The 25,280-nt window shown below is 61.2% G+C and carries 26 protein-coding genes; 15 read left to right on the top strand and 11 right to left on the bottom strand.

Features of this window, described 5'->3' with window-relative positions; translation table 11 throughout:
* Positions 1–4: 4 nt before the first annotated feature.
* From DK870_RS05680 to DK870_RS05660, 5 genes are all read right to left on the bottom strand, one after another.
* A complete protein-coding gene (locus tag DK870_RS05680) occupies positions 5–721 on the bottom strand; it encodes a fimbria/pilus chaperone family protein (protein ID WP_161548226.1) in 717 nt (238 codons plus the stop codon).
* A 2-nt stretch (positions 722–723) separates the two neighbouring features.
* Positions 724–1,353, bottom strand: a complete 630-nt coding sequence (locus tag DK870_RS05675; RefSeq protein WP_060753852.1) for a DUF1120 domain-containing protein — start codon at positions 1,351–1,353, stop codon at positions 724–726.
* 99 nt (positions 1,354–1,452) lie between these two features.
* Positions 1,453–2,073: a DUF1120 domain-containing protein gene (locus DK870_RS05670; protein ID WP_161548225.1), complete on the bottom strand. Its 621-nt coding sequence runs from the start codon at positions 2,071–2,073 to the stop codon at positions 1,453–1,455.
* A gap of 28 nt (positions 2,074–2,101) precedes the next feature.
* A complete protein-coding gene (locus DK870_RS05665) occupies positions 2,102–2,728 on the bottom strand; it encodes a DUF1120 domain-containing protein (RefSeq protein ID WP_161548224.1) in 627 nt (208 codons plus the stop codon).
* Positions 2,729–2,765: 37 nt separating this feature from the next.
* Positions 2,766–3,404 (bottom strand): DUF1120 domain-containing protein, encoded by a 639-nt coding sequence (locus DK870_RS05660; RefSeq protein WP_161548223.1) that lies wholly within the window; start codon positions 3,402–3,404, stop codon positions 2,766–2,768.
* A 413-nt stretch (positions 3,405–3,817) separates the two neighbouring features.
* On the opposite strand from DK870_RS05660, the gene DK870_RS05655 reads away from it, so the two are divergent.
* From DK870_RS05655 to dacB, 9 genes are all read left to right on the top strand, one after another.
* Positions 3,818–4,651, top strand: coding sequence for a response regulator (locus tag DK870_RS05655; protein ID WP_161548222.1), 834 nt, complete (start codon positions 3,818–3,820; stop codon positions 4,649–4,651).
* 183 nt (positions 4,652–4,834) lie between these two features.
* Positions 4,835–5,461, top strand: coding sequence for a response regulator transcription factor (locus tag DK870_RS05650; protein ID WP_090366613.1), 627 nt, complete (start codon positions 4,835–4,837; stop codon positions 5,459–5,461).
* A gap of 207 nt (positions 5,462–5,668) precedes the next feature.
* Positions 5,669–6,301 carry a DUF1120 domain-containing protein gene (locus DK870_RS05645; RefSeq protein ID WP_104995583.1) on the top strand — a complete coding sequence of 211 codons (633 nt, stop codon included), beginning with the start codon at positions 5,669–5,671 and terminating at the stop codon, positions 6,299–6,301.
* Positions 6,302–6,405: 104 nt separating this feature from the next.
* Positions 6,406–6,876 (top strand): nuclear transport factor 2 family protein, encoded by a 471-nt coding sequence (locus DK870_RS05640; RefSeq protein WP_161548221.1) that lies wholly within the window; start codon positions 6,406–6,408, stop codon positions 6,874–6,876.
* Between the two features lie 36 nt (positions 6,877–6,912).
* Positions 6,913–7,185, top strand: coding sequence for a GIY-YIG nuclease family protein (locus DK870_RS05635; RefSeq protein ID WP_060753844.1), 273 nt, complete (start codon positions 6,913–6,915; stop codon positions 7,183–7,185).
* A 77-nt stretch (positions 7,186–7,262) separates the two neighbouring features.
* Positions 7,263–8,198, top strand: coding sequence for a glutathione S-transferase family protein (locus DK870_RS05630; protein WP_161548220.1), 936 nt, complete (start codon positions 7,263–7,265; stop codon positions 8,196–8,198).
* Between the two features lie 108 nt (positions 8,199–8,306).
* Complete coding sequence (locus DK870_RS05625; RefSeq protein WP_060753842.1) at positions 8,307–10,721, top strand: TonB-dependent receptor; 2,415 nt, start codon at positions 8,307–8,309, stop codon at positions 10,719–10,721.
* On the top strand, positions 10,721–11,761 hold the full coding sequence (locus DK870_RS05620; RefSeq protein ID WP_256679823.1) for a YncE family protein: 1,041 nt from the start codon (positions 10,721–10,723) through the stop codon (positions 11,759–11,761). Before DK870_RS05625 ends, DK870_RS05620 begins: the two co-directional genes overlap by 1 nt.
* Before the next feature lie 54 nt (positions 11,762–11,815).
* Positions 11,816–13,273, top strand: coding sequence for a D-alanyl-D-alanine carboxypeptidase/D-alanyl-D-alanine-endopeptidase (gene dacB / locus DK870_RS05615; protein ID WP_060753841.1), 1,458 nt, complete (start codon positions 11,816–11,818; stop codon positions 13,271–13,273).
* 1 nt (position 13,274) lies between these two features.
* Here the strand turns inward: dacB and DK870_RS05610 are convergent, their stop codons facing one another.
* Positions 13,275–14,054, bottom strand: coding sequence for an IclR family transcriptional regulator (locus DK870_RS05610; RefSeq protein ID WP_090366600.1), 780 nt, complete (start codon positions 14,052–14,054; stop codon positions 13,275–13,277).
* A gap of 119 nt (positions 14,055–14,173) precedes the next feature.
* Here DK870_RS05610 and hmgA point away from each other — a divergent pair, with 119 nt between their 5' ends.
* The 4 genes from hmgA (at position 14,174) to DK870_RS05590 (ending at position 18,848) form a co-directional block, all read left to right on the top strand.
* Entirely contained in the window at positions 14,174–15,457 is a 1,284-nt protein-coding gene (gene hmgA / locus DK870_RS05605; protein ID WP_060753839.1) for a homogentisate 1,2-dioxygenase, read from the top strand.
* 3 nt (positions 15,458–15,460) lie between these two features.
* Positions 15,461–16,747, top strand: coding sequence for a fumarylacetoacetase (gene fahA, locus DK870_RS05600; RefSeq protein ID WP_161548219.1), 1,287 nt, complete (start codon positions 15,461–15,463; stop codon positions 16,745–16,747).
* Positions 16,748–16,759: 12 nt separating this feature from the next.
* Complete coding sequence (gene maiA / locus DK870_RS05595) at positions 16,760–17,404, top strand: maleylacetoacetate isomerase (protein WP_161548218.1); 645 nt, start codon at positions 16,760–16,762, stop codon at positions 17,402–17,404.
* A gap of 76 nt (positions 17,405–17,480) precedes the next feature.
* Positions 17,481–18,848, top strand: a complete 1,368-nt coding sequence (locus DK870_RS05590) for an aromatic acid/H+ symport family MFS transporter (RefSeq protein WP_161548217.1) — start codon at positions 17,481–17,483, stop codon at positions 18,846–18,848.
* On the opposite strand, the gene DK870_RS05585 is transcribed toward DK870_RS05590, so the two are convergent.
* Positions 18,845–19,648, bottom strand: a complete 804-nt coding sequence (locus tag DK870_RS05585; protein ID WP_161548216.1) for a SirB1 family protein — start codon at positions 19,646–19,648, stop codon at positions 18,845–18,847. The two genes, DK870_RS05590 and DK870_RS05585, sit on opposite strands and share 4 nt — an antisense overlap.
* Positions 19,649–19,835: 187 nt before the next feature.
* On the opposite strand from DK870_RS05585, the gene DK870_RS05580 reads away from it, so the two are divergent.
* Positions 19,836–20,855 (top strand): Glu/Leu/Phe/Val dehydrogenase dimerization domain-containing protein, encoded by a 1,020-nt coding sequence (locus tag DK870_RS05580; protein WP_060753834.1) that lies wholly within the window; start codon positions 19,836–19,838, stop codon positions 20,853–20,855.
* Between the two features lie 55 nt (positions 20,856–20,910).
* Here DK870_RS05580 and DK870_RS05575 read toward each other — a convergent pair whose 3' ends face one another.
* Positions 20,911–21,171, bottom strand: coding sequence for a YebG family protein (locus tag DK870_RS05575; protein WP_161548215.1), 261 nt, complete (start codon positions 21,169–21,171; stop codon positions 20,911–20,913).
* Positions 21,172–21,418: 247 nt separating this feature from the next.
* On the opposite strand from DK870_RS05575, the gene DK870_RS05570 reads away from it, so the two are divergent.
* Entirely contained in the window at positions 21,419–21,907 is a 489-nt protein-coding gene (locus DK870_RS05570; RefSeq protein ID WP_060755005.1) for a phosphate-starvation-inducible protein PsiE, read from the top strand.
* Here the strand turns inward: DK870_RS05570 and DK870_RS05565 are convergent.
* The 3 genes from DK870_RS05565 to DK870_RS05555 form a co-directional block, all read right to left on the bottom strand.
* A complete protein-coding gene (locus DK870_RS05565) occupies positions 21,904–22,221 on the bottom strand; it encodes a DUF3509 domain-containing protein (RefSeq protein ID WP_090366587.1) in 318 nt (105 codons plus the stop codon). The genes DK870_RS05570 and DK870_RS05565 overlap by 4 nt on opposite strands.
* A 300-nt stretch (positions 22,222–22,521) precedes the next feature.
* Entirely contained in the window at positions 22,522–23,808 is a 1,287-nt protein-coding gene (locus DK870_RS05560) for a serine/threonine transporter (protein ID WP_090366585.1), read from the bottom strand.
* A gap of 61 nt (positions 23,809–23,869) precedes the next feature.
* A complete protein-coding gene (locus DK870_RS05555; protein ID WP_161548214.1) occupies positions 23,870–25,246 on the bottom strand; it encodes an L-serine ammonia-lyase in 1,377 nt (458 codons plus the stop codon).
* Between the last annotated feature and the right edge of the window lie 34 nt (positions 25,247–25,280).

Below are 25,280 nucleotides of genomic sequence, written 5' to 3'. Positions count from 1 at the left end.
GTTCTTATAGGTTGAGCGCCGCGTCGTAGGGCGCAACGGCAAAGCCGTAGGTGGTCGCAGGTTGCAGTCGCACCGTGTTTGCCGTTGCCGCGCTGACATTGATGCTCAGGGTTTCCCCCGGCAACACATAGGTGCGTGGCAGCAGCGCCGAGTTGTCGCCGGGCAGTAGCCGCAGTTCCTGGGCCAGGCGCACCACGTAGGGGGTCGGGTTGCTCACGGTCAGCTGGTTTTTTTCCAAGCGCCAGACCAGACCCTCCCATGGGGTGCGGTTGGGAGCCAGGCCCTTGGGATGGATGATCACCGGCAGGTTCTGGCGCACGGTCACGCCCACCCGCGCATGGCCGGCCTGGGCCTGCGAACGTCCCTGGGGCATGCCTTCGAAGATCACTCGCTTCAAGCGCTGAGTGGTCAACGGCTGGGCCGATTGCAGAATGAAGCGCACCAACTGGCTTTTGGAGGGCTCCACCCGCGCCAGAGGCGGGGTGACAAACAGCAGCGGCTCGGTGTCCTCGGGGTTGTCTTCCAGGGTGACGTGCAGCAACGCAAGCTTGCCATCGGTATTGGTCACCGACACCGAGGCTTCACCCTCGGCTTCGTAGACAATGATCACCGACGTGTCCGGGACCATACCGTCAGCCACGGCTGGGTGACTGAGCAGCAAGAGAAGAGCGCCGATGCACCGACGCAGTGTTTGAAAGGAGAAACCAGGGAAGGTTGGCATGGCTACATATACCTAAGGTCGAGCACGATAGAGCCGTCCAGCGGCACTTCCTGATTCAGGGTCAGGAACGCTGCGGCGTTGATCGACGTGTTGATGTTCAAGGTGGCGTTCAGCAGGCGATGAGGTTCCGGCACCAGGGTGCCGAGCCTGGCAAAGCCCATGTAGTTGTCGGGGTAGGCGTTGGCCTCGGGAAACCAGGTCAGGCCCTGATTGCTCGAGGCCAGTACCAGCACGCGTGAGCCGTCGGCCATGACGTCGCGAAAGGCAATTGAAACAGTGCCCAGGCGTTCGCCTGGGGCGTGGACGTTGTGGCCCAAACCGTAATAGAAGCCAGGGCCCAGGGATGAGTCTGCGCGGTTGTCGAGACCTACCAGCACAAACAGAACCGGCTCGTTGCAGCTTACGCCCAGGTCCAATGTCTGCATGGGCAGTGCGCTGAACTCGTATTGATTGAGGCTGCGGGCCGGGACCCTGCCATGGTCGACGATGCCGTTGTCCGACAGGGTGACCTCGCAGGCACTGGGGGTGATCAACCCCGTGACATCGAGGACCGTACTGGAGGATGCCCGTGCGGGTTGGCTGATACTGAACAGGTAAAGCAAGGCCAGCAGGCCTGAAGTCAGGTTCTTCATGGAAACGGTTCACCGGGAGCCTGAAGTATCGAGGGGGCCGAGGCTGCACCCCCTCTCAGGTGGTTTAAATGCGCAGCGACAGGTTCGCCACTCCTGGGTTTACAGGTAACGCACCGTCAGGGTCACGGAGGCATCGATCGCGGCTTCATTGTTAAGGGTCAATTGGCTGCTGGGCGCGATCCTGGGCTCGATGACCAGCTGCGAGACCAGTGTCTGCACCGGCATGGGGGCGACGGTAGCGGCGTCGGCGACTGAAATGAGGTTGTGACGCATCAGGTGGCGCTCGACAAACCAGGTCAAGCCACCGTCATCGGAGCCAATGGTCCGGGCGGCGACGCTGTCGGCAATAGGGTTCAGCAAGCGCAGGGTCATGGCGCCAAGTTTCTCTGTGCCGTTGATCAGGCCCAGGCCGAAATCCATCATGTTGTTTTCGAAGTCGGAGCCTTCGCGGTTGTCCTTGCTCTCCAGTGCCATCAGGGTCGCGGCGTCGCAGATGACCGTTAAGTCGACGGTTTTTGCCTCAAGGGGGGTGGGTTGCGTGGTGTTCAGATCCTTCGCGGAAATTTTGCCGTAGTCCACCGTCTGCGCAGACAGGCTCGGCTCGCAGGAGCTGGGGGTGATCAGGCCGACGACGCTCAGGTCAACATTGGAGGCGGCGAAAATACTGGTACTGCTGGCCAGGAGCAGGCCGGCAAGCAGGGGTTTGATGGCTTTATTCATGTTGGGTCTCCAGAAAAAGGAATGGCAATTACCAGTACTTGAGCTGCAACGTGGCGTGACCGTCGATCGGCAACTCATCCAGCAAGGTCAGGTCGCTCGCCGGTGCGATCACCGTGTAGGCGCGCAGGCGTGCGTTCAGGTCCTTCACTGCGATAGGTATGTAGGCGCTGCTGGCGGCGGAAAATGCAGTCAAGGCCGCGTGCCCCAGGTAAGACGAGGGGCCCCAGGTGGTGCCGCCATCACGAGACATAATGGTTTGCACAGGCGCGTTGTCGGCGATCGCTTCAAACAGCCCGAACGAGACGGCGCCGAGTTTCTGGTCGTCGTTGACCATGCCCAGGCCGTGCATCGAGCGTGGGTTGACGGCGGCGGTGCCCGCGCGGTTATCCACTGTGGTCAGGGTGAACAGTGTGGCGCCTTCGCAATGCACTTCCAGATCCATCTCACCGGTTTGCAGGCGAGTGGGAAGGACGGGGTCGAGGTCGCGCGCGGTCAATTTGCCGTGGTCGACGACGCCATCGTTCGACAGGGTCGGAGTGCAAGACGCGGGGGTAATGGTCCCGGAGACGCTCAAGTCCATACTGCTGCTTGCAAAAGCGCTGGGCGTGCAGGCCGCCAGCAGAATGGCGAGCGCGGCGCAGGGGGTTCTATCCATGGGCACAGATCCTTGTGAATGGGGGTTGGGTTGACAGTCAGAGGTACAGCACGTCCAGTGAAGCGCTGCCGTCCAGAGGGACTTCCTCGTTCAGCGTCAGGGTGCGGGTCGGAGCAATGTGAGTAGTGATGGTCAGGTCGACGGTCACGCTGCGCAGCGCCGTAGGAAAGTGCGGGCCGCTGCCGAGGGTGTCGCTGAACGCATTCCAGTAGCGATGCCCCATATAGCTGCCTGCGGAGTTCATCAACCAGGTTTGGCCTTGGTCAGAGGAGAACAGGGGGTACACGGCAACTTCCGAGACCGGGTTGAGCAGGTCTATGGAATAGCTGCCCAGTTTCTCGTTGCCGTTGATCAGACCCAGGCCGTAGTTGTGGTCGAGGAAGAAGTGGGCCGACCCCAGGCGGTTGTCTTTGCCGTTCAAGGCAAACAGGGTTGCGGCCTCGCAACTCACGTTCAGTTGCAGCGTGACAGGCGTGAGTTTGGTTGAGTTGTCGACCAATAGATCCTTGGACGCGATCTTGCCGTAGTCCACCGTACCGTCCTGAGACAAGGTGGGGACGCAGGCGCTGGGGGTAATGCTGCCTTTGACGGTCAGGTCGACACTGCTGGCAGCCAGCGCCCAAGGGCAAGTGAGCAGCAGCACACTGCCTGCAAGGGCTGCGAAAGAGGCTTTCATGGGAAAACGTATTCCTGTGCAAGGTTCAGGGACAGATAGAGCGCGCGGAGAAGTTGCCCATTGGATTTAGAGTTATCGAGGGGCGCGCGCTGTTATTGGTAAAGCGGGGGGAATTTATCGCCGGGACCGTGCGGGGTGAATGCAACTATTACGATAGTGCGAGCAACCCTGTAATGCTGTTCGACGAGGGCGTTTTAATTCGGGAAAAAATACCGTTGTCGTAGTTGTTGTATCGCCTTGGCCAGTTCATTTGGATACGTTTCGCGCTTTTTTCGCCTTTACTCAAGCTCAGTGGGTGGCGAAACTTTCTGAGCGAGAAGTTCCAGTGCAGTTGTCAGAAAAGTCGGCGATGTGTCGTCGTCTCCTGGCGTCAGGCAAGGCTTGGTGAGCTTATCGCTCTGCATGAGGTCACTATGCGGGGCAATAAACCAGGCGGTGGGCCGCCTAAGGCATCGTCGGCGGACGATCTGCCCGGTCATTGGCGGCACGCCAAGGTCTTGGTGGTCGACGATCACGCGACTTATCGGCTGCTGATGAGCGGGTTGCTGGACAAGCTCGGTGTCGCCCATCGAGTGGTCAACAACGGGCAGGCGGCGCTGGATAGTCTGGCCACCGACGCGTTCGACCTGGTCATCAGCGATTGCCGCATGCCGGTCATGGACGGCTATACCATGACCCGCGAACTGCGACGCCGCGAACGCGAGGCCGGGAATGCGCGGGTGCCGGTGATTGCCTTGACCGCACGGCTGGACCCCGAGGACGTCCGTCATTGCCTGGCTTGTGAAATGGATGGCTGGCTGAGCAAGCCGGTATCGCTGGCCCGGTTGCGCGAAGTGTTGATGCAGTGGCTATCGGATGCACACGTCCATGCCCGCCAAGCCCCTCGCGGGCCGGCCTACTCTCGGTGCGAGCCGCGCCCGACCCGCGCCAGCCTGGTCGCCACGTTCGGCGCCTGGGAGGTTGTCGAGCCGATGTTGCGCAGCCTGATCGACGAAGCCCGGTACGACCTGGCAGGTCTGGCCCTGGCCCAGGCGAGTCTGGATGCCGCATTGACCGCCCACCACTTGCACCGCCTGGTGGGGGGCGTAGCGTTTCTCGGTGCGACGCCGCTTGAACCGCAGGCGGTGCGGCTGATGGACGACGTACAGCGTTCGGGCGTGGCTGACTGTGCTGTGGCGCTGGGCATATTTCGTGAGGATGTGGAACGCTACCTACAGTACTTGGGGAAACTTCAACTTGATAAGTGAAGGAGTTTTCCATTCTGTTATGTAGTACTTTTCTGTATGTATTTTCTTTTAATTGTGTAGGTGTTAATGCCGGCCTCCAGAAGTATGGGGTAATAGCCTGTCAGCTGTGTTTATTGGCGGTTGTTGCCTTCGGCAGGGCGATGTATTTTGGCTGCTACTTATTTGCCATCATGGATATTACCGATGCTCCGCATAATTATTGCTGACGATCACCCTATTGTTCGCGTAGGGCAGAGAGTGGTGATTGAGGCGAGTGGTAAGTGCAAGGTTGTGGGCGAGGCCAACGGGCCGGACGAATTGCTGGCATTGGTGGGCAGCGTGCCCTGTGATGTGATAGTGACGGACTTTGCGATGCCCGGTGACCAACAGGCTGACGGTTATGGATTACTTGGGTTGTTGCATCGGCGCTACCCCAGGTTGCCGGTGATACTGGTGACCATGTTTGCCAACGTCGCGACCCTGCGCACGGCGTTGTCCCACGGTGCAAGGGCCGTAGTGGCCAAGAGCGCCTCGGCCAGGGAGTTGCCCCAGGCCCTGCAAACCGTGGTGCAGGGGCGTACCTTTGTCAGTGAATGCCTGCGTGCCCAGCTTGACCAGGCGCAACCGGCACAGACCCCCAGGCTGTCCGGCAAGGAACAGGAAGTGGTGCGCATGCTTGCCAGCGGCATGACCGTCAGCCAGATTGCCGCGCGGGTCAACCGCAGTATCTCCACGATCAGCAAACAGAAAAGCACGGCCATGCACCGGCTGTGTATTTCCACGGATGTGGATTTGTTTGCTTATGCTCGTGAAGCGGGAATGGTGCCCTGATAGTTGCGGTTTTATGACATTAGTGTGCTGGGTGTATTCGTATTACTTGTATTTGGTTTAACTCGCTCGTGCTTTAAAGTTTGCCTGTCGTCTCATCCTTAGTGTGGTGGGAGTCTGACATTCCTAGTCTATTAATTGAGTCGAACTTGCAGGGTGGCGACGCATGTTTGCTGCCCCGCTTATAATCGACCGTAAGCGAGCATTGATATGCAACAGTCTCAACTAATGATTGCCGCAGCGCTGATGCTGGCCGGTGTTTCCACGGTATCGGCTGCTTCAAGCGTGGACCTGAGCGTTACCGGCAAGATCACCCCGGCCGCGTGTACGCCGTTATTGTCCAATGGTGGCCTTGTCGACCACGGCAAGATATCCGTCCAGGATCTCAATCCCCGGGGCAATACCCAACTGCCGGATGCCGCGCTGACGCTTGAAGTGAACTGCGAAGCGAGCACCACCCTGGCCATCAAGGTCACCGATAACCGTTCCGGCACCGTCAGCTACAACAACGGGACCGCTTCATACTTCGGGCTGGGGCTGGCCGCCAATGACAAGAAAATCGGCTGGTATGAACTGAGGATGAACAACGCCACGGCGGACGGTGAACTGCGTGAGGTGATCGAATCGGTCGATGGCAGCACCTGGCTGTACGCTGGCACCCTCTGGCAGCCTGATTGGCTGCGTTCGTTGAACGGGGCGAGCGGTTCCTACGCGCCATTGCCGATGCAAACCTTCAAGGCTGACCTGGCGATTGCCACCTGGATCACCGACAAGGCCACGTTGCCGGTCACCGAAGAAATCCTCATCGACGGCAACGCCACGCTGGACGTTGTCTACCTGTAACCCGCCCACACATCACTCATGCCCCTGGCGAATGACCGTGGCTTTCCCCGGCCGCGCGGATTATCGTGCGCTCCTATCAACAACAACGATTCAGGGAGCTGCACATGAGTGATGCCCATACCGCGTTGATCACCCGTTTCTACCAGGCGTTCCAACGCCTGGACGCCGAGGCCATGGCCGCCTGCTATACCGATGACGTGGTCTTCAGTGACCCGGCCTTTGGCGAACTGCGTGGCCGGGATGCCGGCGACATGTGGCGCATGCTCACCACCCGCGCCAAGGATTTCTCCCTGACCTTCGACAACGTGCGCAGCGATGAGCATAGCGGCGGTGCGCATTGGGTGGCGACGTATCTGTTCAGCGCCACCGGCAACACGGTGGTCAACGATATCCAGGCGCGTTTCATGTTCCGTGATGGCAAGATCTGCGAGCACCACGACCACTTCGACCTGTGGCGCTGGTCGCGCCAGGCATTGGGCACCAAGGGCCTGTTGCTGGGCTGGACGCCCTTGGTGAAAAACGCCGTGCGGGCCCAGGCACTCAAAGGCCTGAAGGCATTTCAGGCCAGTCGTTGATAAGCTGCGGGCTTTTTTGCATGGCCGAATCCTGCTGTGAACACGCCTGACCCCAAACCCTGGTTTGTCTACCTGGTACGCGCCGCCAATGGCGCGTTGTATTGCGGCATCAGCAACGACCCGGTGCGCCGGTTCGCGATGCACCAGAGCGGCAAGGGCGCGCGGTTTTTTCTCTCCAGCCCCGCCGTGGCGCTGGTGTACACCGAAGTGTGTGCAAGCAAAGCCGACGCCTTGCGCCAGGAACGCCTGATCAAAAAACTCAAGAAAAGCGCCAAGGAGTGCCTGGCGGCGAGTGGCTCATCACCCTGACTGATAGTTTCCCATCACGCCATCGTGACGTTTTGCGCGCTAAGCTGACGGCTCATTTGTTGTATATGGACTCCAGCATGTCAGCGCTCATCCTGCATCATTACCCGACGTCACCCTTCGCGGAAAAAGCTCGGCTGTTGCTGGGTTTCAAGGGCCTCTCCTGGCACTCAGTGCTCATTTCGCCGGTGATGCCCAAACCGGACCTGACCGCGTTGACCGGTGGCTATCGAAAAACGCCGGTGTTGCAAGTCGGCGCCGATATTTATTGCGACACGGCGTTGATCGCGCGCCGGCTGGAGCAGGAAAAGTCCTCGCCGGTGCTATTCCCCCTCGGCCAGGAAATGATCACCCAGACCTTCGCCACCTGGGCCGACAGCGTGGTGTTTGGGCATGCCGTCAGCCTGGTCTTCCAGCCTGAATCAGTGGCAGTGCGTTTTGCCAAGTTGTCGCCAGAGGCAGTCAAGGCGTTTATCGCCGACCGCGCCGCGCTCTTCAGCGGCGGCACGGCGAGTAAACTGCCCGCCGAACTGGCCAAGCACCAATGGCCGGCAATCATGGCGCGCCTGGAGCAGCAGTTGCAGCGCGAAGAGGGCGACTTTCTGTTCGGCGAGCCGTCGATCGCCGACTTCGCCCTGGCCCATCCCATGTGGTTTCTCAAGGCAACGCCGGTGACTGCGCCATTGGTGGACGCCTATCCTGCGGTGGTGGCCTGGCTGGGGCGGGTGCTGGGTTTCGGTCACGGCAATGCAAGCCAGATGAGCGGCGAGCAGGCGTTGGAGATCGCCCGCAACGCGACCCCGGCACCCTTGCCCGATGAGGTATTCGAGGACTTGAACGGCTTCAAGGCAGGCCAGCAGGTCAGCATTGCGGCGACTGACTACGGCGTCGACCCGGTAGCCGGTGAACTGCTGTTTGCCGGCCGCGAAGAGCTGATCCTGCGCCGTACTGACGAACGTGGCGGGACTGTGCATGTGCATTTCCCGCGCTTTGGCTTTCGCATCCAGGCGTCATAGAAAAATTATTTGCGAACCGCAGTGAGGTAAACCTGGGGCTCATCCGTGTAGTGCTTGAAACTGCGATTTATTCGCATTAACAGCGTTTTCTACACGGGTTTTCACAGCATGAAGTCGACGGCGGGCGGTTGGGTTAAACAGTGGCTGGGAGCCTCGGTATTGGCGGTGTCGGGGCTGGCGTTGCTGCCCCTGGCGGTGGCACGGGCGCAGGAGCAGCAAAGCACCCAGTTCAGTTTTGCGCTGGCAGCCAAACCGCTGCCCCAGGCCTTGAGCGATTTCAGCCGGGTCACCGGCATGAGCGTGATCTACACCGATGAAGCCCCCTACGGCCTCAACGCTCCGGCGGTCAGTGGCCAGATGAGCGCGACCCAGGCCCTGCAGCGCCTGCTGAGCCAATCGGGCTTTACTTTCCGCCAGATCGACGCTCGCACCCTGGCCCTGGAACCGGTGCCTACCGAAGGGGCCGTCAACCTCGGCGCGACCACCATCAACGCTGCCAGCCAAACCCAGGACGCCACCAGCTACCAGCCACCCCCCACCAGTTCAGTGATGCGCTCCCAGGGCCTGCTGCTGGAAACCCCGCAAACCGTCAACGTCGTCCCTGCCCAGGTATTGCGTGATCAACAACCGCGCAACCTGGATGACGCCCTGGGCAATGTCAGTGGGATCACCCAGGCCAACACCCTTGGCAGCACGCAAGACGCCGTGATGTTGCGCGGCTTTGGCGACAACCGTAACGGTTCGATCATGCAGGACGGCATGCCACTGGTGCAGGGGCGCGCGTTGAATTCCACGGCCGAGCGGGTCGAAGTCCTCAAAGGTCCGTCGTCGTTGCTGTACGGCATCCAGGACCCAGGCGGCGTGGTGAATATCGTCAGCAAGAAGCCCGAGCTGGTGCAGTCCACCTCTCTGACGGTACGCGGCTCGACCTTCGGCGATGGCAAGAACGGCAGCGGCGGCAACCTCGACACCACCGGCCCGATTGGCGACAGTGGCCTGGCCTACCGCCTGATCGTCGACCATGAAGACGAAGACTACTGGCGCAATTTCGGTACCCACCGCGAGACACTGCTGGCGCCATCCCTGGCCTGGTACGGCGACACCACCAAGGTGGTGTTCGCCTATGAACACCGTGAATTCCTTTCACCATTCGACCGTGGTACCGCCATTGATCCCAAGACCAACCACCCGCTGAATATCCCGGCGACTCGGCGCCTGGACGAGCCGTTCAACAACATGGAAGGCCGTTCCGACCTGTATCGCCTGGAAGTCGACCATGACTTGAACGACGACTGGAAAGCTCACTTCGGCTACAGCTGGAACCGCGAGACCTACGACGCCAGCCAAGTCCGTGTGGTCAAGGTCAATACCAACGGTACGCTGACCCGCAGCATGGACGGCACTCAGGGGGCGTTGACCACCGACCGTTTTGCCACCGCCAGCCTCGAAGGCAAGGTCGACGTGGCCGGCATGCAGCATGACCTGGTATTCGGCCTGGACGATGAGTACCGCAAGATCTACCGTGCCGACCTGATCCGCCAGGCGCCGCGTGGGGTCTTCAACTACAACAACCCCGTGTACGGCAACGAAGTGGCCGGCACCACCGTCAGCGCCCCGGACAGTAACCAGACCGACCTGCTGCGCAGCGATTCGCTGTTCTTCCAGGACGCCATCCACCTCACCGACCAGTGGATTCTGGTAGGCGGCGCGCGCTACCAGATGTACGACCAGTACGCCGGCAAAGGCGTGCCCTTTACCGCCAACACCGATGGCAACGGCCAGAAGTGGGTACCCCGTGCCGGCCTGGTGTACCGCTACACCGACCAGTTGTCGTTCTATGGCAGCTACACCGAGTCGTTCAAACCCAACTCCACCATTGCGCCGCTGGCCAACAAAACGGTGCTGGACGGCAGCCTGGAACCGGAACAATCCAAAGCCTGGGAATTGGGGACCAAGTTCGATATGCCGGGGCGCATCACCGCGAGCGCGGCGTTGTTCAACATCGAAAAACGCAACGTGCTGGTGCAGGTGGGCGATGGCCTGGCCTCGGTGTACAGCGTCGCCGGCAAGGTACGCTCGCGTGGCCTGGAACTGGACGCCAGCGGGCAATTGACCGACAACTGGAGCTTGATCGGCAGTTACGCCTATACCGATGCTGTGGTGGTCGAGGACAGTAAATACAAAGGTAACGACCTGCAAAACGTGGCGAAGAACACCGCCTCGCTGTCGGCGGTGTATGACTTCGGCAGCCTCCTGGGCGGTGATCAGTTGCGGGTCGGTGCCGGGGCGCGCTATGTCGGCGAGCGGGCGGGGGACGCCGCCAATAGCTTCGAACTGCCGAGCTACACCGTGGCCGACGCGTTTGCCACCTATGACACCAAAATCGATGGGCAAAAGGTCAAGTTCCAGCTCAACGTGAAGAACCTGTTCGACCGTACCTACTACACCTCTTCGGTGAACACGCAGTTCGTTTCGATTGGCGATGCGCGGCAGGTGTCGGTTTCCAGCACGGTGACGTTCTGATGAACAAGGTCGCCTGGCTACTGGCCCTGTTCATCAGCACCACCGCAGCGGCGGACAGCGGCGCCATCCACCGCGAACACCGAGTGACGTTGCCTGGCTCCGGGCACAGTTGGGGGTTCGTCGGCCTTGATCCGACGCGTCCCTATCTGTTCCTGGCCCGCCGCGAAAACGGGTTGACCGTGTTTGATGTCCAGCACCAGCGTACGGTCAAGACCGTGCTGCAGTCCGATGGCGCCAACGGTGTGGTGTTCGTGCCTGGGTTGGACCGCGTGTTTGTGCTCAACACTGACGGCAGCTTGAGTGTGGTGCAGTTATCCACACTCAAGCCGCTCAAGCGTATCGCCGTTGCGCAAAGCAACCTCAACAGCGCGGTGTACGAGCCGTCCACCGGCAAGGTGATTATCGTCAGCGGGCGTCGGGCGGATCGTTCGACGCTGTTCGAGTTCGACCCCCAGCAGGAACGCATTACCGGCGCCCATGAACTGGCGGTGAAGAAGATCGACCCGCTGTTGCTCAAGGGCGATGGCAGTTTCTTCTTGCCGATGCGTGATGAAGGCAAGGTCGCGCGCTATGCGGCCGATACCTTTGCCGTGCTCGATACCTGGCAATTCAGCGATTGCCCCAAGCCGAGCGCGCTGGCCCAGGATGTCGAGCGCCAGCGCTTGTTTGTGGCGTGTCGAGGCGACTCGCCGGTGCTGATCGTTGCGGACCGTGAAAGCGGCGAGGTCAAGGCCAGGCTGCCGATTGGGCGTGACGTCAATGCCGTGGCCTACGATGCGCAACATCGTCGTTTGCTGATCCCCAGCGGCGTGGACGCGAACGTCATGGTGATCGAGCAAAGTGATGCCGATCATTACGCCTTGTCGGCCACCGTCAGCACCGTGCCGATGGCCTATAACATGGCCTTCGACGCGCAACGCCAGCGGGTTTACCTGCCCGCCATGGACTTCAACCAGCCTGCGCCGAGCACTGCCGAACCCAAGCCCGACCCGCAGTTTCAGGCCGGTACGTTCTCCATCACCACCCTGGCACTTGATTGAGGGCTGTGAATTAACCAAGCTGCGCACTCTCGTAGTTTCAGGAATGCCAGTGTTATGCAGTGGGGACGATGGATACACGCCGGCGCGATGGCGCTGGGCTTTGGGTTGTTGCTCAGTGGTTGCGCCACGCCTTCGAAGACGGCGGGCGGGCAGGGCCTGGACCAACTGCTGGCCGACCCGGCGCTGCACGGCGCCAGCGTTTCCCTGATGGTGCGGGATGCCAAAAGTGGCGCCACGCTCTACCAGTACAACCCACGCACGCGGTTGGTGCCGGCTTCCAACCTCAAGCTGCTGACCACTGCTGCGGCCATGGACGTGCTGGGGCCGCAATACCGTTTTGCCACACAATTGCTCAGCAATGGCACGCGCCAAGGCGATCGTCTCAGCGGCAACCTATACCTGCGCGGCCTCGGCGACCCGACCCTGCAGTTTGCCGACTACCAGGCGCTGGCGGCGCAATTGGCCAGCCAGGGCATTCGCCAGGTGCAGGGCGACCTGGTGTTCGACGACACCTGGTTCGACGCCGAGCGATTGGGCGTCGACTGGTCCCACGATGATGAAACCACCTACTACGGTGCGCAGATTTCAGCGCTGACCGTATCACCCAATAGCGATTTCGATGCGGGCAGTGTCCTGGTCACGGCCAAGGCCCCGGTGCGCGTTGGCCAGCCTGTCACGGTCGAGATCTACCCGCCCACCGATTACCTGCAACTGAGCAACCGTGCCGTCAGCGGGCCGGGCAACACTTACGGGATCAATCGCCGGCATGGCACCAACCTTTTGCAGCTCAGCGGTGCGGTCGCGCCGGGCAGGCAGAGCGAGCAATTGGTCAGTGTGTGGGAGCCCACGCAGTTGGTCGCCAACCTGTTCGAGCAGGCGCTGGCACAGCAGGGCATCCGCGTTTCGGGGCGTCGGGTGATGGGCGCTGCGAGCCCGGCCACGGCGACCGTGCTGGCCGAGCACCAATCGGCGCCGCTGCAGGAGCTGATCACGCCGTTGCTCAAACTCTCGAACAACAACATGTCCGAAGCCTTGCTCAAGGCCATGGGGCGCAAGACCGCCAACAGTGGCACGGCGGCGGCGGGCGCGGTGGCGGTGGCCGGGTTTCTCAAGCGTCAGGGCCTGGATACCACGACGCTGAGCCAGGTCGATGGTTCGGGCCTGTCGCGGCGTAACCTGGTGTCGTCGCAAAACCTCACGGATGTGCTATTGGCCGCGAGCAAGCAGCCGTGGTTCAACGCCTGGTACAACGCGTTGCCGATCGCCGGCAATACCGAGCGCATGACCGGCGGCAGCCTGCGTTATCGCCTGAAGGGTACGCTCGCGGAAAACAACCTGCATGCCAAGACCGGCTCCATGGGCGGCGTTTCGTCCCTGAGCGGCTACCTCACCGATACCCACGGACGGCGGTTGGTGTTCTCCATGATCAGCAACAACTATGTGGTGGCCGGCGCCCAGGTCAAAGGCGTGGAAAACCGTGTGGTCGAGGCACTGTCACGCTGGGACGATTGATTCAGGGCTGATAGCCCATGCGCCAGCTTACGGCCCGGGTCGCTGCCAGCAACTGCTGCGCCGCCGGGCCATTTTCATCGGCGTGGAACAAGGAGGTGGGGCCGACTACGGTCATCACCGCCGCCACTTGCCCGACCGCGTTGAAGACCGGTGCCGACAACGCATCGACCCCAGGCATCAGCAAACCGTGCACAAAATGCAGGCCACGGCTGCGAATCTGTTCGCACACGGCGGCGTAGGCCTTATCGTCGGCCAGGGCATGGGCGGTTCCGGCCTGAATCTCACGCTCGCGCAACTCCACGGTTTCCCGCGACGGCAAATAAGCGCTGAACACCAGGCCGGTGGACGAACTGAGCAGCGGTAATACCGAACCCAACTGCGTCACCACCGTGACGGCGCGCACCGCAGGCTCGATATGCACCACCGTTGCGCCTTGATTGCCCCACACTGCGAGAAAGCAGGTTTCATTCAATTCATCGCGCAGTTCCGCCAGGGGCATCGCGCCGACTTTCAACACGTCCATGCTGCCCAACGCAGCCAGGCCCACGCGCAACGCCTCGCGACCCAGGCCATAGTGGTTGGTGGCGGGGTTCTGTTCGGCAAAACCTGAGGCGATCAGCGCCTGCAAATAACGATGCACCTTGCTCGCGGGCATTTGCACGTGTTCGGCCAGGCGCGACAACGAGGTGGCCGGCGAGAGTTCGGCCAGGGCCTTGAGGATATCGGTGCCCACTTCAGCCGAGCGGACTTTCTGTTTTCCGGTGTCGCGGGGGGTATCCATGGAAGGGCAAGAATCCGAGAGATGAATGGGCGTCTTTATAGCTTGACGGTCGATAGTGATCAAATTACGTTATGCGTAAGTGAATTACGATAAAAACAATTCCGTACAGAGGATGTTCCATGAACCTCGAATACCAATCGGGCTTCGGCAATGAATTCGCCAGCGAGGCCCTGCCTGGTGCGCTACCCGTAGGCCAGAACTCCCCGCAGAAAGCGCCTTATGGGCTGTATACCGAACTGTTCTCCGGCACCGCCTTCACCATGGCCCGCAGTGAAGCGCGCCGTACCTGGCTGTATCGCATTCAGCCATCGGCCAATCATCCGGCGTTTGTTAAGTTGGATCGGCAATTGGCCGGTGGGCCTCTGGGTGCGGTGACACCGAACCGCCTGCGTTGGAATCCGCTGGATGTTCCCAGCGAACCGACGGATTTTGTCGATGGGCTCGTGGGCATGGTTGCCAACTCGGGGTCGGAAAAACCCTCGGGCATCAGCATCTACCACTACTGTGCCAACCGCTCCATGGAGCGCGTGTTCTTCAATGCCGACGGCGAACTGTTGATCGTGCCCGAGCAAGGGCGCTTGCGCGTCGCCACCGAGCTGGGCGTGCTGGACGTGGAGCCGTTGGAAATCGTCGTGCTGCCACGCGGCCTGAAATTCCGTATCGAGCTGCTGGACGCCGAGGCGCGCGGCTACGTCGCCGAAAACCATGGCGCACCGCTGCGCCTGCCGGACCTGGGCCCTATTGGCAGCAATGGCCTGGCCAACCCACGCGACTTCCTCACGCCGGTCGCGCACTACGAAGACCTCAAGCAACCGACCACCCTGGTGCAGAAGTTCCTCGGTGAACTGTGGGCCTGCGAGCTGGATCATTCGCCGCTGAACGTGGTCGCCTGGCACGGCAACAATGTGCCGTACAAATATGACCTGCGTCGCTTCAACACGATCGGCACTGTCAGTTTCGATCACCCGGACCCGTCGATTTTCACGGTGTTGACCTCGCCCACCAGCACCCACGGCCTGGCCAACCTCGACTTCGTGATCTTCCCACCGCGCTGGATGGTGGCCGAGAACACCTTCCGTCCGCCGTGGTTCCACCGCAACCTGATGAACGAATACATGGGCTTGATCCAGGGCGCCTACGACGCCAAGGCCGAAGGCTTCCTGCCCGGTGGTGCGTCGTTGCACAGCTGCATGAGTGCCCATGGGCCGGATGGCGAGACCTGCACCAAAGCGATCAATGTGGAGCTGGCGCCGCACAAAATCGATAACACCATGGCCTTCATGTTCGAGACCAGCCAAGTGCTGCGTCCCACACAGTTCGCCCTTGAATGCCCACAACTGCAAAACACTTATGACGCGTGCTGGGCCTCGTTGCCCGCCACCTTCAACCCGAACCGGAGATAACCCATGACTCATCCAACGCTAACCCGCAGCTGGGTGGCCTCCGCCAACGGTCACCGCGATTTTCCCCTGCAAAACCTGCCGCTGGGGGTGTTCAGCATCAAGGGCTCGGCACCGCGCAGCGGCGTGGCGATTGGTGACTCAATCCTTGACCTGTTTGCCGCCTTGGACGCGTTCGAGGGTGAGGCTCGCCGCGCCGTGGAAGCCACCGCCGGCGGTCAGTTGAATGCCTTTTTCGAACTCGGCCGTGGCCCGCGCGTGGCCCTGCGCGAACGCCTGCTGGAACTGCTGGCCGAAGGCAGCCAACTGCAAACCCGCGAGGCTCAAGTGCTGCACCGCGCCGCCGATTGCCAGATGCATGTGCCGGCGAAAATCAGCGACTACACCGACTTCTATGTCGGCATCGAACACGCGCAGAACGTCGGCAAACTGTTCCGCCCCGACAACCCCTTGCTGCCGAACTACAAGTACGTGCCGATTGGTTACCACGGGCGCGCCTCGACCATTCGCCCATCGGGCACCGACGTCCGTCGCCCCAAGGGCCAGACGCTGCCGGCCGGCCAGGCCGAGCCGAGCTTCGGCCCGTGCGCACGCCTGGACTACGAATTGGAGCTGGGCATCTGGATCGGCCCGGGCAACGCCATGGGCGACGCGATTGCCATTGGTGACGCGGCCGAGCATATCGCCGGTTTCTGCCTGCTCAACGACTGGTCGGCGCGGGATATCCAGGCTTGGGAGTACCAGCCGCTGGGGCCGTTCCTGTCCAAGAGCTTTATCACCAGCATCTCGCCCTGGGTGGTTACGGCTGAAGCGCTGGAGCCGTTCCGCAAGGCGCAATCGCCGCGTCCCGAAGGTGACCCGCAGCCGCTGTCTTACCTGCTGGACAAGCGTGACCAGAACGCGGGTGCCCTGGATATCGAACTGGAAGTCCTGCTGACCACCGCTTCGATGCGTGAGCAGAACCTGCCGGCTCATCGCCTGACGCTGAGCAACACCCAGCACATGTACTGGACCGCAGCCCAAATGGTTGCCCACCACAGCAGCAACGGCTGCCAGTTGCAGGCCGGAGATCTGTTCGGCTCGGGCACCTTGTCCGGGCCGCAGCCGGGGCAGTTCGGCAGCCTGCTGGAAATCACTGAAGGCGGCAAAAAACCGATTGAATTGGCGTCCGGCGAGGTGCGCAAATTCCTTGAAGACGGTGACGAAATCATCCTGCGTGCCCGTTGCAGCCGCGAAGGGTTCGCCTCCATCGGCTTCGGCGAGTGCCGTGGCACCGTGGTCGCGGCGCACTGAGAGGGACGGGTGATGGATCTCTATACCTACTACCGCTCTACCGCATCGTATCGGGTGCGTATCGCGCTGGCGCTCAAGGGGCTGGATTTCAGCGCCGTGCCGGTCAACCTGCTGGTTCCGGCGGGCGGCGCCAACCGCCAGCCTGACTACCTGGCGATCAACCCGCAAGGCCGCGTACCTGCGTTGCGTACTGATGACGGGGCGTTGCTGATCCAGTCGCAGGCGATCATCGAGTATCTGGAGGAACGTTATCCACAGGTGCCGCTGCTCTCCAAAGACCTGGCCGCCCGTGCCCATGAGCGGGCGGTTGCCTCGATCATCGCCTGCGATATCCACCCATTGCACAACTCCAGCACCCAGAACCTGTTGCGAAAGTGGGGGCATGATGAGGCGCAGTTGCTGGAATGGATCGGCCATTGGATCAGCCAGGGCCTGGGCGCGGTGGAGCAACTGATTGGTGATAAAGGCTTTTGCTTTGGCGAGCAGCCGGGGATGGCGGATGTGTTCCTGATTCCGCAGTTGTACGCGGCGGAACGTTTCAAGGTGCCTTTGGCGGCGTACCCGCGTATCGGGCGGGTGGCAGCCTTGGCGGCCCGGCATCCGGCGTTTGTGCAAGCACATCCGGCTAATCAGCCGGATACCCCTGATACACCCTGAATGAATGTGGGAGGGGGCTTGCCCCCTTCCACATTGGATCGAAGTTGCCCACATAAAAAAATAAAGGGACCTTGCGATGCACAATCAGATTGCCAGCTTTCGTGCGGCACTCGATGCCCGTCCGGTGTCGAACTATCAGTGGTTGATCCTCCTGCTACTGGCGCTGTTGCTGGTGACCGACGGCTACGACGCTCAGGTGCTGGGTTACGTGGTACCGGCCTTGGCCAAGGATTGGGGCTTGGAAAAAGCCGCGTTCGGCCCGGTATTCAGTGCCAACCTGTTGGGCCTGACGTTGGGCTCGCTGCTGGTGACGCCCCTGGCCGACCGGTTTGGCGTGCGGCGCATCCTGCTGGGCTGCGTGCTGATCTATGCCAGCCTCACGGTGCTGATGGTGTTTGCCAATTCCCTGACGACGCTGATGGCTGCGCGCTTTATCTGCGGGATTGGCATGGGCGGTGCGATGCCGAGTGCCATGGCGTTGATGTCGGAATACTCCCCACCCCGTTTGCGCACCTTGATGGTGACGTTGGCCGCGTGCGGCTTTTCGTTCGGCGGCGCGGCGGGTGGGTTCGTTGCGGCGGGGTTTATCGAAGGCTTTGGCTGGCAGGCGGTTTTCCTGGCGGGCGGCGTCACGCCGTTGCTGCTGTTCCCCTTCCTGGTGTGGCTGCTGCCCGAATCCCTGCCGCGTCTGTTGCGTGACGCACCGCCCTATGCGCGCTTGCAAAAGGTCACTGCGCACATGCTGCCCGGCTGGCAGCCGCCACTGGCCAGCGCGGCCGAAAGCCAGCGGGAGGAGGGGAGCAAGCTGACGGTGCTGGAGTTGTTCCGCAACGGCTATGCGCGCCCGACCCTGCTGCTCTGGGCGACCTTTTTTGTCAGCTTGATCCTCTTGTACTTCATGATCAGTTGGCTGCCGTCGTTGCTGCTGGAAAGTGGCCTGGCCTTGAAAGAAGCCAATCTGGTGACGTCGATGTTCCTGTTTGCCGGCACCCTGGGTGCCATCGGCATGGCCTGGTTCGCCGACCGCCTGAAAAGCAAGGTGCGGCTGTTGTCCGGCGTATTGGCGGCGGCTGCGCTGTGCACCGTCCTGTTGGGGCTGAACCATGCCAACCCGCGTTACCTGGTGGCCTGCGTGTTCGCCGCCGGTTTCTGCATCATTGGCGGCCAACTGACGCTCAATGCCTTCGCCAGCAACTTCTACCCGGCCCATGTGCGCGCTACCGGCACCGGCTGGGCCTTGGGGGTGGGACGATTCGGCTCGATCCTGGGGCCGCTGTTCGGCAGCCTGCTGTTGGCGATGCATATACCGGTGCAGCAGATTTTCTTCTTCTGCGCGATTCCGGCGGTGATCGCTGCGTTGCTGATCATTCAGGTACGTTCGCCTGTCGTCAGCGTGCCCAAGAGCCCGTTGCAGACGGATATCCTCAAGGCGCCGGGGGCTTAATGCACCACCGTGTTGGGCGGCAGATGCCCCAGCCGCTCGGTCAGGCGCAGGCGCTGGATCGGGTCTTCGCTGAGCAGCAGGGCATGTTCCAGGTCAAAGCGCTCGGCGTTCGGGCAGTCCAGGCGCTGATACAGGCTGGCCCGGGCCAGGTAGTCGGCGGCGCTGGCATTGCCCAGTTCCAGAACGCGCTCGGCATCGATCAAGGCGTCGAGCGGGGCATCATTGGAGAGGTGCAGCTGGCGCAGGTTGCGTGACAGCCGTTGCAGGATCGAACGGGGTTCAGCGGTGTTCAGGTGTTCGGCCTGCAACTTGAGATTCGGCCCATATTGACGTTGCAGCAGTTCGCGGCAGTCATTGGGGTACAGACGCCGACCGCCACAGGGGTCCAGCAGATGGTCGGCGTCGGGCACCCGCAACAGAAAATGCCCCGGGAAATTCACGCCCACCAAGGGGATGTCCAGGCGTCGCGCGATTTCCAGTGCGATCAGCGCCATGGCCAAGGGTTGCCCGCGCTTGCGTTGCAGTACCTTGTCCAGCAGGGCGGCGGCGGGGCGCAGCGGGGTGAATTCGTCCTGGGCGAATCCCAGGTCGTTCAAGCGCCGCAACAGGGGTTGACCCAGTTCGTCAGCGGGCAACATGGGCATGCCCAGCGCGACCTGTTGTTGCAGCACGGTGACGTCTTGCAGGATGAGCAACGGCTGCACGGCGGGATCGTGCTCGGCGGCAATCCACAACGCCGCTTCAAACAGCGCGGGGGGAGAGCGGTCCAGGCAGGCGAAAAAGGCTTGGCGGGGATTCATTGCTTTCTCCGGCGGATGCCCTCGTTTTAGCCTTGCTGTGAATTTTCGTCCAGCATCTTGAGGAATATCCTACCGTCTTATGTCTTAGGGCCTGCAAAACCGTGAGCCTTATTCCAGTGCAGTCCAGCATTTTTCTACCGCAAGCCTATACTTGGGCCACTACCAGAAGTGATTCGGGAGCTCATTGATGTTTGCGCTCATGCACAGCACCCGCCTTGAATCGCTGCACCTGAGCGTCGACCCGGTGACCGGTCTGAAGGCGATCATCGCCATCCACAACAGTCGCCTGGGGCCGGCCTTGGGCGGCTGTCGTTACCTGACGTACCCCGACGATCAAAGTGCCGTGGCGGATGCCGCGCGCCTGGCCCAAGGCATGAGCTACAAAGCCGCCCTGGCCGGCCTGCCGGTAGGCGGCGGTACGGCGGTGATCATCCGCCCCGTGCACGTGGAAAGCCGCGCCGCCTTGTTCGAAGCCTTTGGCCGCTGCATCGAAAAACTCGACGGCCGCTTCATTACCGCCATCGACAGCGGCACCTCGGTTGCCGATATGGACTGCATTGCCCAGCACACGCGCTTCGTCACCAGCACCACCGCCGCCGGCGACCCCGCGCCGCACGCGGCCATGGGAGTGTTTACCGGTATCCGCACCACCGCCATGGCCCGCCTGGGCAGCGATAACCTCGAAGGCTTGCGCGTGGCGGTGCAGGGGCTGGGCAATGTGGGGTATGCCCTGGCCGAGCAACTGCACGCGGCCGGTGCCGAGCTGTTGGTCAGCGACATCGATCATGGCAAGGTCCAACTGGCCATGGAACAACTTGGCGCGCACCCCATCGCCAACGATGCCTTGCTCAGCACCCCTTGCGACATCCTCGCGCCCTGCGGCGTCGGTGCGGTGTTCAATCGCCATACGGTTGGCCAACTGCGTTGCGCCGCTGTGGCCGGTTCCGCCAGCGCGCAACTGACCAACCTGGAGATCGCCGACCAACTGGAAGGGCGAGGCATCCTCTACGCCCCCGACTACGTGATCAACTCCGGTGGCCTGATCTACGTCGCTCTCAAGCACCACGGCGCCGAGCTGGCGGATATCACGGCCCATCTGTCAAACATAGGCAGGCGCCTGACCGAAATCTTCGCCCACGCCCAAGCTGAAAAACGTTCCCCGGCACGGGTTGCCGATGAGCTGGCCGAGCGTCTGCTGTATAAATAGCCCAGGCATTAAAAAGGCCCTGAGCCAGTGACTCAGGGCCTGTTCAATTCGGGCTTCATTCCGTTGCAGGGTTCAGCAACTCGGCCAGTGCATCCGGCTGGCTCTTGAACGCCTTGGCAAACACATCGCGGTTCTTCGCCATGTAGATCCCGGCTTCTTCCACTTGCTGCTCGCTCAGGGACGGCACGGCCTTTTGCAACACTTCTGCGAGCAACTCAGCGAGTTCAAGCATCTTGTCATGACGGTCAGCTTCGGCTTTATCCATGAACAAACGCTCCAGATCTCGGCTGCTGCGGTATACCACTTCGACGGCCATTCACCACCTCACATGCCTTCACGATAGTTGTCTATTGCGACTGCTGTATTTATATACAGCTAAAGGTTAAGCCAAACCGTGGGGTTTGGGTAGCAGTTTTTTAATGTAGCCCGAAAAGCCAGGTTTGCAGTGCCTCATATCACCCCGCCATCATCTTATAGCTGCCGCTGGCCTTTTTTCTGCATGCAGAACAACCGTCACGTTCAACTCGCATTATCCGGTCGAGCCGACCTAAGGAAGCATCATCGTGAAAATCAACTGGGCTGAAAGGCTGCGCCAGAACGTCCATGGGCTGGCCGAATCCCTGGGCAACCTGTTTGTCGAGACATTCCATTACCTGGCGTTGTTTGCCATTGGTGCGGTGACCGCGTGGGCGGCGGTGATGGAGTTTCTCGGGATGTTGGAGAACGGGCATATCAAGATCGATGACATCTTGCTGCTGTTCATCTACCTGGAATTGGGCGCGATGGTCGGGATCTATTTCAAGACCAACCACATGCCGGTGCGTTTCCTGATCTACGTGGCGATCACTGCGCTGACGCGCCTGTTGATCTCCAACGTATCGCACCACAACCCGCCGGACATCGGCATCATCTACCTGTGCGGCGGTATTCTGCTATTGGCGTTTTCGATCATGGTCGTTCGATATGCCTCGTCGGCATTCCCGTCGGTGAAGGTTGAAGGCCCGCGTCGCAAAGGCGAGGCGAGCCAGGAAACCGAGAAGGGCGAACTCTAGAGCCCGACGCTGAAGGGCAGGGGACGGGCGGGCGGGCGCTGCAGAAGTTTGTGGCTGTCGCCGTCCGTCATCATCGCCAGGATCTCCATGGCGCTATGGCCCTGCTCTATGGCAATGCCGAACTGAATGCTTTGCACCAGCCGCTTGAGACGTTGCGGATCGTTGCGTTGTTCGGCACTGATCATGCGTTTGGCCACCACGCCCGTTTCGTTCGAGAGGGTGAGCATGATGCTGCCGTCGAGCCGTTGGATGCTCAGGTTGACGCGGTAATCGGGGCTGAAAGTGTCCGTGATGATCTGAAAAGGATTGTCCATGGTGCGTTACCGCCTGATAGGAACATGCAGTCATTGACGACCGGTGTCGGGAATAGTTCGCGTTGCCTGACCACCGGCCACTCCGTCGCTGAGGTTTTACAAAATCCGTTTACCTCATGAGCTGTACAGCAAAGGGCGTGCCGTACAGCGATCTGACAAACAATGCGGTCCTTGTGTGGGAGGGGGCTTGCTCCCGATGGCGGTCATTCAGCCGAGTATTTATTGGCTGACACACCGCTCATCGGGAGCAAGCCCCCTCCCACAGTCATCTCGGGGTGTCTTTGAGAGCGGTGACCTGTTTCAGGGCAGTACCGAGAAAACGATCGCCGAAAGCGCAATCAACCCGATCACCACCACAAACCCATTCGACAACTGGCCCGAATACTGGCGCAGAGAGGGCACGCGGCGGATCGCGTACATCGGCATCAGGAACAACAGGCAGGCAATGATCGGTCCACCCATGGTTTCGATCATGCCCAGGATGCTGGGGTTGAAGGTCGCCACGGCCCAGCAGGTCAGTACCATGAACACTGCGGTGCAACGTTCCAGCGCCTTGGACGACATCGAACGGTTACGCCCGCGCAAGGATTTGACGATCAGGCCCTGGAAGCCTTCACTGGCACCGATGTAGTGGCCCAGGAAGGATTTGGTGATCGCCACCAGCGCAATCAACGGCGCGGCGTAGGCGATGACCGGCGTTTGGAAATGGTTGGCCAGGTACGACAGGATCGAAATGTTCTGCGCCTTGGCGGCCGCCAGGTCGGCCGGCGACAGAGCCAGCACGCAGCTGAAGCAGAAGAACATCACTGTCAGCACCATCATGCCGTGGGCGGTGGCGAGGATCCCGCCGCTTTTGCGCTCGGCCTGGGCGCCATAGACGCGCTTTTGATCGACGGCAAACGCGGAAATGATCGGTGAGTGGTTGAAGGAAAACACCATCACCGGAATCGCCAGCCACAGGGTCTTGAAGAACAGCGGCATTGGCATGCCATCCCCGGCCGAGGCGAAAAACGCGCCGTTCCAGTTGGGGATCAGGCTGAACGCGAGCAGCAACAGCGCGGCGACAAAGGGGTACACCAGCACGCTCATGGCTTTGACGATCACGCCTTGGCCGCAGCGCACAATGGCCATCAGGCCGAGGATCAGCACCAGTGACAGGACTGCCCGGGGGGGTGGCGTCATGTGCAACTGGTGCTCCATGAAGCTGCCGAGGGTGTTGGTCAGCGCCACGCTGTACACCAGCAAAATCGGGAAAATCGCAAAGAAATACAGCAGGGTGATCAGCTTGCCCGCGCCGACGCCGAAATGTTCTTCGACAACTTCGGTGATGTCGCCGGATTTGCCCGACAACACAAAGCGCGTCAGCCCACGGTGGGCGAAGAAGGTCATCGGGAACGCCAGCAGCGCCAGCACGATCAGCGGCCAGAAGCCGCCGACGCCCGCGTTGATCGGCAGGAACAAGGTGCCCGCGCCGATGGCGGTGCCGTAAAGGCCGAGCATCCAGGTGGTGTCATGTTGCGTCCAGCCGCTGGTCACGGTTGTTTCTACGGCAGGGTTTTCTACGGCAGGTGTACGTACATCGGTCATCGATATTGCCTCGTTATTATTTTTGCGCGGGCTCACGTTGGGGCGGGTAGCAGTGCTCCGATCAGCACTCCACCCAGCTGACCGCCAGGCCGCCCCGTGAAGTTTCTTTGTATTTGTCATGCATATCGGCACCGGTATCGCGCATGGTGCGGATCACCCGGTCGAGGGAGATGAAGTGTTTGCCGTCGCCGCGCAGGGCCATTTGCGTGGCGTTGATCGCCTTCACGGCAGCGATGGCGTTGCGCTCGATACAGGGGATTTGCACCAGGCCACCAACCGGGTCGCAGGTCAGGCCAAGGTTATGTTCCAGGCCGATTTCGGCGGCGTTTTCCAATTGCTCGGGGGTGGCGCCGAGGATCTCGGCCAACCCGGCGGCGGCCATGGCGCAGGCTGAGCCGACTTCGCCCTGGCAGCCGACTTCGGCGCCCGAGATCGAGGCGTTTTTCTTGCACAGAATGCCGACAGCGGCGGCGGCCAGGAAGAAATTGACCACATCGTCGTCAGACGCGTTGGCATTGAACTTCATGTAGTAATGCAACACCGCCGGGATGATCCCCGCCGCGCCATTGGTCGGCGCCGTGACCATGCGCCCGCCGGCGGCGTTTTCTTCGTTGACGGCGAGGGCGAACAGGTTGACCCATTCCATCGCGGACAGGGTCGAGGTGATGACATTCGGTTTGCCGATTTCCAGCAGGTTGCGGTGCAATTTCGCGGCGCGACGCGGCACATCCAGGCCACCCGGCAAAATGCCTTCGTCGCGCAGGCCCTGTTCTACGCATTCGCGCATTACCGACCAGATATGCAGCAGGCCGCTGCGGATCGCTTCGTCGCTGCGCCACGCCCGTTCATTGGCCATCATCAGTTCCGAAACCCGCAGGCCGTGCTTGTTGCACAGGGCCAGCAGTTCGGCCGCGCTGGAAAAGTCGTAGGGCAATTGCACATCGCTGGTCGGCGCAGTGCCCGAAGCCGCTTCAGCCGCGTCGATGATGAAGCCGCCGCCCACCGAATAATAGGTTTGTTCGCTCAGCAGGCCGGTTTCACCGTAGGCGTGCAGCGACATGGCATTGGGGTGGTAAGGCAGGCTTTCGTCCAGCAGCAGGAGATCGGAGTGCCAATTGAAGGCAATGTCCTGGGTGCCGGCGAGCAGCAGCCGGCCGGACTCGCGCAACTGTTGGATGCGCGCGTTGATCGAGGTTGGGTCGACCTGGTCGGGCCATTCGCCCATCAGGCCCATGACACAGGCGCGGTCGGTGGCGTGGCCCACCCCGGTGGCGGACAGCGAGCCGTAAAGACGCACTTCGACCCGGCGCGTGGCGCTCAGTAACTGTTGGTCGACCAGTGCCTGGGCGAAGCTCGCCGCTGCCCGCATGGGGCCGACGGTGTGAGAACTGGAAGGGCCGATACCGACTTTGAATAGATCGAAAACACTGATAGCCATGCTAAAGCCTTACAAGCAATGGAGTAGGAATCGC

The sequence above is a fragment of the Pseudomonas sp. Q1 genome (assembly GCF_009935975.1).
Taxonomy (GTDB): Bacteria; Pseudomonadota; Gammaproteobacteria; order Pseudomonadales; family Pseudomonadaceae; genus Aquipseudomonas; species Aquipseudomonas palleroniana.
The sequence above is the reverse complement of the archived record's forward strand: the minus strand, read 5'-3'. Positions and strand labels throughout refer to the sequence as shown.